At 60.7% G+C, this 15,608-nt stretch carries 8 protein-coding genes; 4 read left to right on the top strand and 4 right to left on the bottom strand.

Features of this window, described 5'->3' with window-relative positions; translation table 11 throughout:
* The 3 genes from QNK41_RS05105 to QNK41_RS05095 form a co-directional block, all read right to left on the bottom strand.
* A partial coding sequence (locus tag QNK41_RS05105) for a (2Fe-2S) ferredoxin domain-containing protein (RefSeq protein ID WP_319254423.1) occupies positions 1-694 on the bottom strand: 694 nt, incomplete at its 3' end.
* A gap of 19 nt (positions 695-713) precedes the next feature.
* Positions 714-1,067, bottom strand: coding sequence for a hypothetical protein (locus QNK41_RS05100; RefSeq protein ID WP_319254421.1), 354 nt, complete (start codon positions 1,065-1,067; stop codon positions 714-716).
* 50 nt (positions 1,068-1,117) lie between these two features.
* Complete coding sequence (locus QNK41_RS05095) at positions 1,118-1,612, bottom strand: NAD(P)H-dependent oxidoreductase subunit E (RefSeq protein ID WP_319254419.1); 495 nt, start codon at positions 1,610-1,612, stop codon at positions 1,118-1,120.
* A gap of 291 nt (positions 1,613-1,903) precedes the next feature.
* Here QNK41_RS05095 and QNK41_RS05090 point away from each other — a divergent pair, with 291 nt between their 5' ends.
* The 4 genes from QNK41_RS05090 to ade all read left to right on the top strand — a co-directional run bounded on the left by QNK41_RS05090 (position 1,904) and on the right by ade (position 7,359).
* Positions 1,904-2,743 carry a purine-nucleoside phosphorylase gene (locus tag QNK41_RS05090; RefSeq protein WP_319254417.1) on the top strand — a complete coding sequence of 280 codons (840 nt, stop codon included), beginning with the start codon at positions 1,904-1,906 and terminating at the stop codon, positions 2,741-2,743.
* Positions 2,740-4,053 (top strand): amidohydrolase, encoded by a 1,314-nt coding sequence (locus QNK41_RS05085; protein WP_319254415.1) that lies wholly within the window; start codon positions 2,740-2,742, stop codon positions 4,051-4,053. The genes QNK41_RS05090 and QNK41_RS05085 overlap by 4 nt, the downstream gene beginning before the upstream one ends.
* Position 4,054: 1 nt before the next feature.
* Positions 4,055-5,389: an amidohydrolase gene (locus tag QNK41_RS05080; protein ID WP_319254413.1), complete on the top strand. Its 1,335-nt coding sequence runs from the start codon at positions 4,055-4,057 to the stop codon at positions 5,387-5,389.
* A gap of 260 nt (positions 5,390-5,649) precedes the next feature.
* Positions 5,650-7,359 carry an adenine deaminase gene (gene ade, locus QNK41_RS05075; RefSeq protein WP_319254411.1) on the top strand — a complete coding sequence of 570 codons (1,710 nt, stop codon included), beginning with the start codon at positions 5,650-5,652 and terminating at the stop codon, positions 7,357-7,359.
* On the opposite strand, the gene QNK41_RS05070 is transcribed toward ade, so the two are convergent.
* A complete protein-coding gene (locus tag QNK41_RS05070) occupies positions 7,352-15,394 on the bottom strand; it encodes an SDR family NAD(P)-dependent oxidoreductase (protein ID WP_319254409.1) in 8,043 nt (2,680 codons plus the stop codon). The two genes, ade and QNK41_RS05070, sit on opposite strands and share 8 nt — an antisense overlap.
* Between the last annotated feature and the right edge of the window lie 214 nt (positions 15,395-15,608).

Below are 15,608 nucleotides of genomic sequence, written 5' to 3'. Positions count from 1 at the left end.
CCGCTTCCAGGATACTGCGGTCCATAAAGGCCCCGGGATCGCCCTCATCGGCGTTGCAGAGCACGTATTTCACCGAGTCGGCACTCTGGCTGGCGAAATCCCACTTCACCCCCGTGGGGAACCCGGCGCCCCCGCGCCCCCGCATGCCGGAGATTTTCATCTCTTCGATGATCTGTTGTGGGGTCATGTCGAACAGCGCCTTGGCCACACCGATATACCCATCCCGGCCGATATACTCATCAATGGACTCGGGGTCGATCAACCCTTTGTTGCGCAGGGCCCGCGGCATCTGGTGGGCAAAAAAGGGAATCTTGGTTTGGGCGGCGATTTTGGCTTTGGAGACCGGGTCCTTGTAGAGCAGCCGCACCACCGGCTTGCCGTTGATCAGGTGGGATTCCACCAACTCGGGCATATCATCAACGGAGAGCTTCTGGTAGAAGACGTCGCCGGGGTGAACCACCAGCAAGGGTCCCAGGGCACAGAAGCCGTTACAGCCGGTTTCGATCACCTGAACCTTGTCGGTCAATCCCTTTTCGGCAATGGCCGCTACCAGGGCATCCTTGACCCGGATGGCACCGGTGGCGTGGCATCCGGTGCCGCCGCAGAGCAACAAGTAAGTCTTGTCCTTGAATTCCAGCCGATCCTTCTGTGCATTTCGAATGCCCTCCAGATCCTGAGTGGTCAGTTTCGCCATTTCCCGTCTCCAGCAGTGTTTACCAGGAACCGTCCAGCCCCCTGATGCCGTTCATGTATAGTCGCCCGCAGGCCACAAAAAGTGAGTATTCCGTCACCATCAGCGGAATTTCGAAAGACTCGGCCATCTCCACGAACGCCTTGGGTGGATTTTTTCCCCTGACGATGACGATGGTGCCGACACCGACGATTTTCGCAGTTCGGATAACATGGTCCGTGGTGACACCCGTCAGCAAGGCACAACCCTTGGCCGCGGCCGCCAGGACATCGTCCATCAAATCCGCCGCGCCACCGCCAACGATGACCGTGTCCATCTGATTTTCCCCACAAAGCATGCTGCCTTTGAGGATATCTTTAATTTCGGAAATTTTCATGATCGTTCTACGTTGAACCCAATGAGGCTATCGGTTTAACAACGATAGGACTAGGCATACTTCTTAAGCAGTTCTAAAACCTTGTCCGAACTGACGTCTCCGTAAGTGTCCTGACCCACCACCATTACCGGTGCCAAACCGCAGGCACCCAGGCAACGAACAGCTTCCAGGGTGAACCGCCGGTCGTCGGTGGTGCCGCCCTCTTTCAGCTGGTATTCATTTTCAATGCGGCTCAGGGCCTCCTTGATGCCTTTGACGTAGCATGCCGTTCCCAGGCACATCCTGATGGTGTGGCGGCCCTTGGGTACCATGGAAAAAAGGGAGTAGAAGGATGCCACGCCGTAAACGCTGCTGGCGGGCAGGTTAAGGCCCTGGCTGATGTAGTCCAGCAATTCCACGGGCAGGTATCCGGCGATGGTCTGGCACTCCCTGAGAACTGTGATGACTGCTCCGGAAATAGTCCTGTTTTTCTGGATGACGACGTCGATCAGCGACCACATGTCGTCGCTGATGTCCGCATGGTTGGGGTGGTGTGTCAGGGTCATGTCTGAAACGCTCCTTGAATCGCAAAAAAACAACGGCTTCGAATGCGCGTAATATTGACGAATAGGCGGCCTGTAACGCAATGGTAGAGAATCACCGGCGACCGCGTGGCAACATTTCATAAATATATATAAATGTCAACGCTATCATGGCCGTCCACCCGCGCCTGACAACGCTTGACGAGGCTGTAAAAGCTGGTCTATAACCCAAACGTCGGGACGGTGATAAAAATTGTTGGCACATGAATCGAAACGGTTTGGAAAACCCCGCAAAGCAGACACTGGAGGCAGCCCTTGAACCGCCTGAAAGAAAAAGTCCACGAAACCACAGCATTTCTGGAATCGAAACTGGACCACGCTCCTGAGACCGGAGTGATCACCGGCACCGGACTGGGCGAGGCCGTCGGCCCTCTCGATGACGCGCTGACAATTAATTACGCAGACATGCCGAACTTCCCCGTATCCACGGTGGTCGGTCATTCAGGGCGGTTGATGGCCGGAACCCTGGCCGGGCATCCGGTGATGGTCATGCAGGGGCGCGTCCACCTGTACGAAGGCTATCCCCCCGGGGCCGTGACCTTTCCCGTGCGGGTGATGCAGTCGCTGGGCGTACGGCACCTGATCCTCTCCAATGCGGCCGGCGGCATGAACCCCGCCTTTCGCCAGGGAGATCTGATGGTGATCCGCGACCACATCAATCTCACCGGCGAAAACCCGCTGATCGGGGCCAATCATGACGACTGGGGGCCCCGATTTCCGGACATGACGGCGGCCTATGATCGATCCCTGGTGCAGCTTTCCCGCCGGGCTGCCGACAGTCTGGGCATTGCTTTAAAAAGTGGCGTCTATGCCGGATTGAAGGGGCCGTCTCTGGAAACACCGGCAGAAATCCGCTACTTGAAAACCATCGGTGCCGATGCGGTGGGTTTTTCAACGGTGATGGAAACCCTTGTCGCCGTGCACGCCGGCATGCGGGTGCTGGGATTGTCCACCATCACTAACATCAACGACCCCGACCGCCCGGCACCGGCATCCGTGGAGGCCATCGTCGCCGCGGCCAACCAGGCAGCACCCGATCTCAACCGTCTGATCCAGGCCGTGGTGGCACAGATCCACAAGGGCACGCGGTCATGACGACAACCGCCGACCTGCTGATCACCAATGGTATCGTCATGACCATGGATCCGCTTGGCCGCGTCATTGAAAATGGGGCGGTGGCGGTCTGCGGGGAGACCATTGCGGCCGTCGGTTCGGCCGCCGAGGTTGGATCGATGGCGGCAACTGAGACGATCGATGCCGCCGGCGGTATCATCATGCCCGGCCTGGTCAACACCCACACCCACGCCGCCATGACGCTGTTCCGGGGTTTGGCCGACGACCTGCCGTTGATGACCTGGCTAAACGAGCACATCTTCCCTGCCGAAGCCTTGCTGAACGAGGGCAAAGTGCATGCCGGCACGCTGCTCGGCTGTGCCGAAATGATTCTTTCGGGGACAACCTGCTTTTGCGACATGTACCTGTTCGAAGACGCTGTGGCCCGTGCCGCCAAGGCTACCGGTATGCGGGCGGTGGTGGGGGAAGTACTATACGACTTTCCCTCGCCCAACTACGGCCCCATCCAAAAAGGCTTCGACTACACCCGCCACCTAATCGACGCCTGGCACAACGACCCGCTAGTCACCATCGCCGTGGAGCCCCACTCCCCTTACCTGTGTGCACCGGACCTGTTGACCGAGGCCGCCGACATCGCCCGGAAGCACCGTGTGCCCCTGGTGATCCACCTTTCCGAGACCCATAAGGAGGTGCACGACATTCAGGAAAAATATGGTGCTACGCCGGTGGGTCACCTGGCCAACCTGGGCGTGCTGGGTGCCAACCTGCTGGCCTGCCATTGCGTGGTGCTCAACGACGTTGACATGGATCTGCTCCAACAGCACGAGGTCAAGGTGTCCCACAACCCGGAAAGCAACATGAAGCTGGCCTCCGGCGTTTCACCGGTGGCCGATCTGGTCGAACGGGGGGTGTGCACCGGCCTGGGCACCGACGGCTGCTCCAGCAACAACAACCTGGATCTGTTCGCCGAAATGGACATGGCCGCCAAGCTGCATAAGGCCAGCCGTCTGGATCCCACGGTGATGGATGCCGCCACCGTGCTACGCATGGCCACCATCGACGGCGCCCGCGCCTTGGGGCTGGACACCATTACTGGCAGCATCGAAACCGGCAAGCAAGCCGACATCATCGTTATCGACACCCGCAAACCCCACCTGACCCCCATGTACCACCCGACCTCCCACCTGGTTTATGCCGTTGGCGGCAGCGATGTATGCGCCACCGTGATCAATGGCCGGGTGCTGATGAAAGACCGCCGGCTTATGCACATGGACCTGGAAAAGATCATGGCCGACGCCTGGCAGATCGCCGAAACGATCCGGGGTCACTAACATGAACTTCGATGCCGTGATCCACAATGGAACCCTGGTGACCGTGGACGACCGGATGCGTACCATCGAAAACGGATGGATCGGCATTCATGAGGGCGTCATCCGGGCCATTGAATCCACCGCACCGGATTCACCACCGCCAATGGCGATGCTGACCATCAACGCGGTCGGCGGCATCGTCATGCCCGGCCTGGTCAACACCCACACCCATCTGCCCATGACCCTGTTCCGGGGCCTGGCCGACGACTTGCCCCTGATCGAATGGCTCGACGACCACATCTTCCCGGCCGAGGCCCGCTTCATCAACCCCGAAACGGTGCGTTGGGGCACACTGCTCGCCTGCGCGGAAATGCTGCTGTCCGGAACCACCTGTTGCTGCGGGGGTTATTTTCACGAAGACGCGGTGGCCCGAGCCGTCGCTGAAACCGGTCTACGAGCCGTGTTGGCCCAGGGAGTCATCGATTTTCCGGCCCCCGGCGTGCCGGATCCGGGAAAAAACATCGACCACGCCCGGAATTATGCCCAACGCTGGAAGGGTCGCAGCCGGCTGATTACGCCGTCCATCTTCTGCCATGCGCCCTATACCTGTAGCGACGTCACCCTCAAGGCGGCTAAGGCGGCAGCGGACGACCTGGGCCTGATCTTTCAGGTGCATGTGGCCGAAACCCTTTTCGAGCGCGAGCAATCCATCAAGGAAAAAGGCCTCAGCCCCGTCGCCCACCTGGATCGGCTGGGCATTCTCGATCGTCGAACCTTGTTGGCCCATTGCGTCTGGGTCGACGAGGCGGACATCGCCACCATCAACCGGCGCGGCTGCGCCGTCGCCCATTGTCCGGAGAGCAACATGAAGCTGGCCTCGGGCATCGCACCGGTAACAGGGATGCAATCAGCCGGGGTAATGGTGTCGCTGGGCACCGACGGCTGCGCCAGCAACAACAACCTGGACCTGTTCGGTGAAATGGGAACGGCAGCCAAACTGCACAAGGTCGCCACCTTTGATCCCACGGCCCTGAATGCGGCCAGTGTGCTCAAAATGGCCACCATCGACGGCGCCCATGCAATCGGCCTGGCGGATCACATCGGCTCGCTGGAAATCGGCAAACAGGCGGACCTCGTCATCCTCGACACCCGGGCCCCCCACCTGACACCCATGTACCACCCGGAGTCCCACATCGTCTATACGGCCGGCGGCGCCGACGTGCGCCACGTGCTGGTGGCCGGCAGGCAGGTGGTGAGAGACCGGCGGTTGCTGACGATCGGTATCGGCGAAGTGATCGATCGGGTCAATGCGATCGCTCAGGAGATTCGATTAAGCCACAATGTTATTGAGTCTTAGTACCTTAGCGTTGGCAAGTTATTTTTGGGTCAAAAAACAAATCACAATAACTAAATTCAAAATTCCAAACCTGATCTTGAACAAAGGACATTTAATGGTCAATATTGGAGTAATCAATATGACAATCAACTGTTGGTTTTTGATCTTGTTTGAAATTTGGCTATTGCAATTTGGAATTAATTTGGAATTTGGTGCTTGCGATTTGTTATTTCCGGTTTTAACCGGGTCAGGTGTCGAGTGTTAAGCATAAGGAAAAAGATATGGACTTAATCCCCATTATCACCGCGGCCCGGGGCGATGCCCCGGTGGATCTGCTGCTGGTCAATGCGAAGATCGTCAACGTCTTTTCCGGCCGGGTCATAGACGGCAGCATCGCCATCAAAGACGGCACTATCGTGGGCTTTGGCGGCTACGACGCTGCGAAAACGATGGACCTCGAGGGTTGCTACGTGGCCCCCGGATTCATCGATTCACACGTCCACATCGAAAGTTCCATGACCTGTGTCTCCGAATTCGCCCGTACCGTGGCCCCCTGCGGCACCACGACCGTGGTGGCCGATCCCCACGAAATCGCCAACGTGCTGGGTGCGGCAGGCATCGACTACATGCTGCGATCAGCCGAGGGCCAGCCCATGAACTGCCTCTTCGCCCTGCCCTCCTGCGTGCCGGCCACAGACATGGAAACCGCCGGCGCCCGGCTGAATGCCGGGGACCTTGCGCCTTTCTTCGCGCATCCGCGCATCGTGGCTCTGGCCGAAATGATGAACTACCCCGGCGTGATCTTCACCGACGCCGATGTGATGGCCAAACTGGCCCTGGCCCGCAGTCACCACCGAACCATGGACGGCCACGCCCCGGGACTTTCCGGTCGCCGGTTGTTTGCCTACGCGGCCGCCGGCATCGCCTCGGACCACGAATGCACCAGCGCCGACGAGGCGCTGGAAAAGCTGGAACTGGGCATGCACATCATGGTGCGCGAGGGCACCTGCGCCCGCAACCTGGACGCCCTGTTTCCCGTCATCAACGAGGATACCTGGCATCGAATGATGTGGTGCACCGACGACCGACACCCCCACGACCTTCTGGCCGAGGGTCACGTGGATGCGGTGATCCGAAAGGCTGTGGCCAAAGGGCTGGACCCGCTGACGGCCATCCGCATGGGCACCATCAACCCGGCCGACTACTTCGGCATCAAGGATGCCGGGGCGATTGCTCCGGGCCGCAAGGCCAACCTGGTGGTCTTCTCCGACCTGGCGGACATCCGCGCAGAAAAGGTGTTTTATCTGGGTCGACCAGTGGCTGAAAACGGCAGTCTGATGCCCGGCTTACAGCGGCCGGCCCCAATCGCCGTGCCGCCGTCCATGCGTCTGGATCCAGGTGGTCTGGATTTCTCGATACCGGCCAAAGGCAGGCGCATGCGCGTCATCCGGGCCATTGCCGACCAGGTGATCACCCGCTGCGAAATCATGGATGTGACGGAAAAAGGCGGCTTTGCCGTGTCTGATGTGCCCAGGGATGTGATCAAAATGTGCGTGGTGGACCGCTACACAGGACAGGCCCATACCGGCAGGGGATTCGTAACCGGACTGGGACTGAAGCGCGGTGCCCTCGCTTCCAGCGTGGCCCACGATTCCCACAATATCATCGTTGCCGGCGCAACCGATGTGGACATGCAGGCTGCGGTAACAGCCGTGGTGGCGATGGGTGGCGGCCTGGTGGCCGTCGACGACGGCAAGGTCCTGGCCAGCCTGCCCCTGCCCGTGGCCGGTCTCATGTCCGACCAGCCGGTGGAGACCGTCCTGCAGCAGATGGACGGAATGATCGCCGCTGCAAAAGATCTGGGAGCCGGCCTTTCCGACCCCTTCATGACCCTGGGTTTCTTAGCCCTGCCGGTCATCCCGGACCTCAAGCTGACGGACAAAGGGTTGGTGGACGTCACCCGGTTTGAAGTCGTCTCCCTTTTTATTTGACAATTGCGGCATCAAGCGCCGCCCGAACCGAATCCGGAAACCGGGTGGCCATGGGCCGGCCCTGTTTATCGCGCAGTGCCCACACGGCCCGGTGCATGCCGGTGGCGATCTTCACCCGCGAGCCGTCCGGTTCGAGGCGGAAGTAATCCACGTGGAAGATCACGCTGCAGGCCCGTAGCTCCTTAACGGCCAGGGTGAGCACGACCCGGTCGAAGGGCATGGCCTCGCGCAGGTGGTCCACGCGGCTCTCCAGGGCCAGCAGTTCACCCTTTTCCCCGACGCCATGAAAGTAATCCGGAATCAGTTCATAAAAGAAGCGATCCCGAATCTGGCCCTGCCATTCGTAGTAGTTAGCGTAGTAGATATTGCCCACCAGGTTGGCATGGGCCAAAGTGGTTTCAAAGGTCTGCTCCCGCACGATCGGACGCACCACGGGCCCGGACGGTGCCGTGTAGACGACGGGATCATCCGCGACGTCGAACAGGTGACCCAGCGATTCCGGCAAGGATTCGGGCGTGTCCGGCGCGTCGAACTGCGGGCACATGTCTTCGATGAACTGGCCGTAGTAGGCCGGATAGGGGGCCACTTTCGCCACTCCCGGCCCCAGGATCTCCACCCAGGTGGTCTGCAGCCGGCAGAAAGCCAGACGCTGGTACCCCCCTCCCTTAACTATTTTGCGGAAATCGTAGGATAGGGTCATGGTGGAATTCTCGGGCCCGCTGTTGTCCGACACCCACATTAGGATTTCAACCTGGTCGCTGGTGCCCGCTTCCCCGAGGATCTTCAGGTGACCGTAATTGGTCACCCCGCCCCAGCGACCGCTGGCAAACTGATCGGACATCTCTGCCAGGACCGGCCAGGCCGACGCCTCACGGGTGTTGCCCATCCACTTGATAAAATTTGAGAAGTAAATGGTTCGGCTCAGGTTGGCACTGGGTTGGAAGGTCACCGGCAGCCGCTGGACGAACACCAGTTGGCCCTGGGGGCCCCCTTCGATCATCTCGAAAGGGCGGGTCTCATATAAGGGTTCGTATCCCGGATAATCTGAGGTCAACAGGTGTGACGGAACACGCGCCACGGTCTCTGCCGCCACTGTGACCGCCAGAATCTGTGGCGCCCCCCAGGTCAGACGGATAGCCAGCGTGAGGACCTGGATGGCTGTCCCGCCGATACCGCCGCCGGCAAACAGCACCGCTTGGCCCTTTTTACTCACGAGTGTAATTATTTCAGGGGACCGGCCGCAGGCTTTGGCCAGGGTTTCGGTCGCCACCCAGATGCGCGTGCCGGCATCGTCCAGACGCTCCCCCTGGTGGATGAGGCTGTCCAGCAAGTCCATTCGACCATCGCCCAGCAGGCCGTTCCAGCCCTTACGGTCTCTGTCGGTAACGGCGGCCAGGTCACACCCCACCGGCCCGGGCCCGCAGACACACAGACATGTCCGGTCCTCGTGGGTAATAGAAACATCCAGAACGGATGAAGCCACATCGGCAACCACCGGTTTGCCGCTCTCATGCCACTGGACCGACAGCGACAATGCGGAGACCTCGTATCGCTCGGCCGCGGTAGACAGGGCCCGTTGCAGCATTGGCCCCTCCGCCTCCCGCCGTTCCTGTTTATTCCTGCCATGGATGTCGGGGATACAGGCCAGCTCCAGGTGGGGTGACGTTACCGAAAAGCGTCGACACACATCGTCCAGCGCCTGACGGACCATTCGGCGATCCCGGTCCTCGGGTGACACCAGATCGGCCACCGTCGGATAGTCGTCATGGTGCTTGAGAATTCTCAGTCGATAGCCCTGCAGTACCGCCCTCGCCGCACCGTCTTCGTCCATGGCCGCCACACGGTAGACCAGGTCCCGATCCTCCTGTCCCACGAGTTCCACGCGCACCGTGGCGGGGGTGGATGCGCTGAAAAATTCAGGAAACAAGTCCATGCGATCGATGGACACGGGCAGACTGGTGTCCTGGGGCACCAACAGGGCCGCACTCTGCAGCAGGGTATCGGTAAAAAATGCGTCTCCCAGGCACAGGCCGCTGCGATTCTCCCCGCCAAAGGCTGCAATCGACAACTGGTCTGCCGGCGTCATGCGGGTGGTGAAGAGCGCGGTCCCGGCTTTCTCACCGGTTTCCCGGATATCCCAGACGGTTTGGATACCCTGGAATCGAGGTCCCTGGAAAAGCAGGCTGGACCGATACAGGTCGGTCTTCGGCGCCAGGGGCATGGGCGTGTCCGAATGAGCAACGGATGCCATCGGCGCACGGTCGGTCGCGCCAAAGACCAGTGTGGCCTCGAAGAAGTCCGACTGAACCCCGGTTCCCTGTTTCATGATTCCGGCGTGAACCACCCTTTGGCCACCGGCTTGCACCTCGGCCAGCATCGCGCGGATAGTGATGCCGGCGCCCGTTTCGGGATCGACCGTGATCGGCCGCAGGAGGTGCACGTCACGGATTTGAACCCGGGCAAGTTCCGTGTTGCCAAGCAGGTAAAGTGCAGCCTGGGCCATGGCTTCCAGCCCGAAAACCGTGGGGAAAAGATAGGATCCCTGGAAATGATGGTCCCTCAGGTAGGGATCGGTCTCAAGGGACAGATGCGTAGAAAAAACCACTTCCACCCCTGGGGTCAGATGGGTTCGAAGGTCCAGGAATCGCCATCCCTGGGGCACATCGGGTAGAACATGGTTCCAGGTATCCAGTCCCCCCATGCGAGCGGTCACCACCACCTGGCTGCTGCCCGGATCATGGGTGAAGATGGCAAGGAACCGCTTGACGCCCTCGTCCGTGGGAATCGCGTCGATGCCCTTGTCGCGCAGCAGGTCCACACTGCCCATACGGGCACCCATGCCTTCGTCGCGCCAGATGCTGTAGGCCACATTGGCCGTGCATGTCTGGGGGTGTTCGGCGGCGAAGCCGCGCAGGGCGATATCCATCACCTCGTTGGAAAAACCGTACCAGCCGTTGCCTGGCATGCCGGTAATGCCGATGATGGACCCCATCCCCACAATCAGCTTGGGCGGTTTCGCTTCGAGTGCGTCCAGCAGGTGAAGCATGCCCAGCACCTTTGGAGCGGTTTCGGCAAAAGCCTGCTCGGGTTTGACCTGGCCGGTGATGCGCGGCCTATTGAGTCCGGCGCCATGGATGACCCCGGTAACCGGACCCAGGCGCTCTGCAACCGCCGCCAGCATCGCCATCACCGCATCGCGGTCAGCCATGTCACAGGAAAAATAGTCGACCGCCAGTCCCAGGGCGGCATATTTGTTCAAAAGGGTGCGGATCTCCTGCGAGGCGGAGGCTTGCGACGACTGATCCGGATGCGGGGTCCGACCCACCAGGGCCATCCGCGCACCGGTTTCCCGCGCCACGGCCAGAGCACAGGCAGCCGTGATGCCACTGGCCCCGCCGGTGACGAGGATCACATCATCGCCCGACCACCGGATGTTCCGATTTTCATAGGTTGCCGGCTGAACCAGCCGCGGAGATAAGGTCCGGCGAGTGCGGTCCAGATCGTAACCCACGGCGGCAAAGCCGTCCTGGGTGATGGTCTCGGCCAGGGTTTCCCAGGCGATCGTCTCCGCGGAAAGGGCCGGACAGAAATCCATCACACGAACCCGAAGGTCCACCCGTTCCAGGTGAAGGCTGGCTGCCAGGGCCACGGCACCACACCGATCCAACCGTGAGAAGCGCGGATCCCGACCGAAAAATCCACCGCCGAACTGAATCCAGGCCACGGTGGTGCGCCGTCTCGGCGCGTCGGCCGCCGGCGGCACGGATGTCAAGCTGGCCCGCATGCGGATAAGCCGATTCAGCAACGCCGATCGATCTTTTTCTCGATGACCGTTTTTGGGCAAGACAGCCACCAGGTGGGAAAATGCCGGATCGCGCACATCTTCTGCCGCGCCTTCAGCGTCGAAAACATGCACTCGGGTGAAGGCCCCCCGCTGAAAATAATGCCCCCCGAGTACCTCAGCCACATCCGCCGTATCTTCACTATGAAGAATCAGTACCCGGGCCTTCTGCCAGTCGTTTTCCGACCGCATCCGCCAGGTATCGGGAAGTTGCGGGTAAGGCGTCTCCACCACATCCATGCTGAAATTGCGCACCCAGGTGGGCTGGATGGCAGCCATCGCCGGTCCGGTCCCGAGACTCCCGGCACCGGAGTCATGCTGTTCCGCGGCCATCCGGTTCAGAATCTTGCTGATCTGCCGCAGACTGCGCGTGCGCAGGGGCTCCAAGTCGAGGTTGGCCTGTATTCCCATGGCCAGAGCGGTATGCTGGACCAGCGATTTAAACTTGTCCGGCCCCAATTGAAGATCCCGCTCAACCTGCAGGTCCGGATCCAGGGCGTCAGCGGAGAATCCGGTGATTCGGGCGGCTTGGCCAACCAGTTCGGCCAGTGCATCCGGCACTGCTGACGCCACAACCGGTATCGATTCCAGACCGGCCGCGACTTGATCGACCACCTGGTCCAGACTGGCATTGGCCAGCCACGACGCATCCACACGACCTGAATCCCCTGCCTCCGCAGACAAGCGGGCGATCAGGTCGCCCGCCTTGATGGAATCCAAGTTCAGATCGTCCAAAAGCCGCATGGACAGATTGATGCTCGCTTTGGGGAACCCGGTGATCTCTGAAACCATGTCCACCAACCGCCCGCCCAGTTCAGTGCGGTCCACTGCCGCAGGATCGTCCGCCCCCGGGCCATCACCGCGCAACCGCTGAGCAGCGTCGGCCAGTTCGCCTAAAGCAGCATTGGCCAGTAGCGCCGGATCGGGGAAAGTCACACCGCAGGTCTTTGCAAAGCGGGCGATCAGGTCGCCGGCCTTGATGGAATCCAGGTTCAAATCATCAAGAAGCCGGGACTCCCGGGAAAGGGTCTCAGAAGAAAAGCCTGTCACATCGGCGATGAGCTGGAACAAAGTGGCCTGGGCCGGCATCGGCGCTGGGCGTCCGGACGCCGGCACCCCTTTTCCTCCCGCACCGGCTTCCACCAGCCGGGCGCCTGGATCCCAGTAGGCGAGATCCGCCTGCACCACCCGATTTAAAAATGCCCCCCGGGATTCCAGGTAGCGACCCACCAGCGCCTCCGGGACTCCGGTAAAGGCTTCAGCCAGGATTGTGTGGATTTCGTCGGTCGGCCTGCTGTCGATGCCGGTTTCCTCATCGTCGACCCGGGGCAGGGTTTCACAGGGGTTGACCACAAAGGCTTTTTGATCTGCCGGGATAAAAGGACGGATCAGCCGGTTTTCAAAAAACATCTCCCAATGGATCGGCACACCCTGGGCAAAGATCGCGCCGAGAGCGCGGTTCAAGTCTAATGTACCACCGGCAGTTCCCTCCACCGGCAGGCATACCGGTCCCGTTTCACCGAGAACGTCTCCGGTGAGTCCGGTCAGCACCCGGCCCGGCCCCAGCTCGACGATCAGGTCACAGCCTGCCGCCATGTTTCTGGTCATTCGGATAAAATCGACCCGTGAACGGATCTGCCGGGAAAAATGTTCGTTCAGGAGCTGCCCAGGCGCCAGAATATCGCCGTCGATGCTGGAAAAAATCCGACACACAGCTGTTTCCATGGTCCTCGAAAGCAGGGCCATATCGGTCACCTGCCGGGCGGCATCCGCGCACAGACGGCTGTGAAAAGCGCCGGTAACCGGCAGCATACGGGCACTGACACCGTTTTCCCGGGCAATTCTGACCATGGCCTGAGCCGCCTCCGCTTCACCGGAAAGCACGGTCTGACGGGAACTGTTGAGGTTTGCCACGGTAAGGTACCCGTTAACCAGCGGTATCAGCGCCAGTGCAGTCGGCTCGTCGCAGCGAAGGGCGACCATGGCCCCGGGAACATCGGTCCGCGCGGACATGGCCAGTCCGCGACGGGCCGAAAACTCCAAAAGCGTGGCCGCATCGAACCCGCCGGCGGCAAAGCAGGCCGTCAATTCTCCCAGGCTGTGTCCACCAACGGCTTCGGGACGAATTCCCAAACGGGTGAAAAAAGAAAACCACAGCATGGAGGCCAGACAGATGGCAGGCTGGGCGTTTTCCGTTTGGGAAAGCGCGCTGAACCAGCGATCCCGCTCTTCGGGACCGGGTGCCCGATCGGTGTCTCGGAATATCAGTGGGCTCACCGGAATGCCGGTCAGGTCGCGGGTAATTTGATCGGCCTGTTCCACGAGCGATCGGGCCCACGAAAACCGCTGCACCAGCATCCGGGCCATATTGAGCTGCTGGGAACCCTGGCCGGGAAACAGGAATCCAATCCGGGGTCTGTCAACGCCCATGCCCAGCCAGGTGTCGGGTCCCAGGGCAACGGCCTGACCGGCGCCATGGCCAGTCTCCTCTTGCCGAAGGAACGTTTCCAGTTGGGTCAGTCGGACGATCAAGTCGTCGGGGCGGCCGGCGACGATGGCGGCCCGGATGGTTGCGTCAGGCGGCACCCGCCGGCTCAGGTCGGCGGCAAGGTCGGCCAGTTCGGCCATGCTCGTGCCATCGACAGTCTTGATCAGGTCCGCCATGTTTTCCAGCATCGCGGACTTGCTGCCGGCGCCCATCACCAGCAGTTCACTCTCCTGGGCATGAACCAGCAGCGACCCTTCATCCAACGCAGGCGCCAGTCGATCGTCGGGTTTGTCACCGGAAACCAGCGTGAGGTGGCAGTTGATGCCACCAAAGCCCATGGAAGAAACCCCGGCGGTCAATTGCCTGTCGGCAGGTTCCTGCCGGCCCAGGCGGACGGGGTAGAGGCGCCTGGCCTCGGTGTCGAATGTCTGGTGGGGTTCGGTACAGGCGGCGGTCGGGGGGACGACCCGGCGATTGACCGCCATCACCGCCTTGAGCAGTCCACCGATGCCCGAGGCGGCCTTGGTGTGGCCGAGGATGGACTTGAGAGAGGTGATGCCGCAAGGCCTCAATTGGCCGCGGGGTACCGGTGTCCGTCCCATCACCCGGGCAATGGCTTCCAACTCGGTGCGGTCCCCCACGGTGGTGCCGGTGCCGTGGCCCTCGATGAAATCCAGGTCTTCGACGCCATGGGGTGCATGCAGGTAGGCCCGTTCCAGGGCCAGCGCCTGGCCGGAAACGCTGGGAGCCGTAATGCCTGAACCGCCGCCGTCCGAGGAGATGCCCCAGCCGTGAATCACTGCGTAAACCCGGTCGCCATCCCGTCGGGCGGCGGCCAGGGGTTTGAGCACCATGAAACCGCAGCCCTCGCCGGGTATGAAGCCTTTTCCGCCGCGGTCATAAACCGTCATATCACCGTCGGTGAGTGCACCGGTTTTAGAAAAACCGATCAGCTCAAACGGGTCCAGGCTGACGTCCACACCACCCACGATAGCCAGGTCCAGATCCTGATCCACCATTCGCGATGCGGCATGGGCCACGGCCAGCAGCGAAGAAGAGCAGGCCCCGTCGACAGTGAAGCCCCCGCCCATCAAGTTGAGATGATTGCAGATGCGACCGGCAATGGTATTGGAAAGCCCACCGGCCAGGGTATCCTCGTCCACCGGCGGGAAGACGGAGGTATAACGATCCTTCAGGGTCCGGGAGAGCAGGTGAATCTGTTCCGCTTCCATTCCATGGGCACGGGCGGCACTGTGAAGTGCCCGGCGGACAAAGGGCCAGCGCAGCCGCATGGTGTTCGCCCGGGTCTGCTCGCCGGTAAGCGTGTTGCCGATAATGACACCAGTGCGCTCGCCGGGAAGGGTCTCCCGGGTGTAGCCAGCATCGGCAACAGCCGCCAAGCTGGTTTCCAGGGCCAGCCAGTGTACGATATCCGTGGTGCGTACGGTGGAAAACGGGATTCGCCTTTCAGCCCAGTCGAAATCGAAACCGTCGATGACTGCGGCTTGGCGGCCATAGGTTTTGTCAGGCGCTTTTTTGTCCGCATCATAGTAGTCCGCAAGCGGCAACCGGCAATCTGGAATACGCCGGAACTGCCTCCGTCGGGCCAGGATATTTTCCCACAGTTGTCGAGGCGTTGCTGCGTCAGGATATCGACATGCCAGTCCAATGACAGCAATTGCCGGTGGCGATGACCGGTGGTTCATTTTCCTCTTACTTTCTCGTTTCAACTTAATTTCAAATGGTTAGGCAGTATTTGAAGCGCTGCCCAGCGATACAGATAAAAGCAGACACATGTGATTATGAAATATCCATGCCAAATCTTAAAAGCCATCAGATATCGTTAAAAATTACCGAATCAATAACCTTCGGCAGTGTTGTTTCGGTCCAGCCGGATTAAGACACTCGCAAATAAAGGCC

It is taken from the genome of Desulfosarcina sp. (assembly GCF_033791525.1).
Lineage (GTDB): Bacteria > Desulfobacterota > Desulfobacteria > Desulfobacterales > Desulfosarcinaceae > Desulfosarcina.
Note: the sequence above shows the minus strand (reverse complement) of the source record. Positions and strands in the feature narration are given on the sequence as shown.

Excerpts from the sequence above, each read along its gene's own strand:
- QNK41_RS05070 (WP_319254409.1), bottom strand. The coding sequence starts at position 15,394 with ATGAACCACCGGTCATCGCCACCGGCAATTGCTGTCATTGGACTGGCA.
- QNK41_RS05100 (WP_319254421.1), bottom strand. The coding sequence starts at position 1,067 with ATGAAAATTTCCGAAATTAAAGATATCCTCAAAGGCAGCATGCTTTGT.
- QNK41_RS05085 (WP_319254415.1), top strand. The coding sequence starts at position 2,740 with ATGACGACAACCGCCGACCTGCTGATCACCAATGGTATCGTCATGACC.
- ade (WP_319254411.1), top strand. The coding sequence starts at position 5,650 with ATGGACTTAATCCCCATTATCACCGCGGCCCGGGGCGATGCCCCGGTG.
- QNK41_RS05095 (WP_319254419.1), bottom strand. The coding sequence starts at position 1,612 with ATGACCCTGACACACCACCCCAACCATGCGGACATCAGCGACGACATG.
- QNK41_RS05080 (WP_319254413.1), top strand. The coding sequence starts at position 4,055 with ATGAACTTCGATGCCGTGATCCACAATGGAACCCTGGTGACCGTGGAC.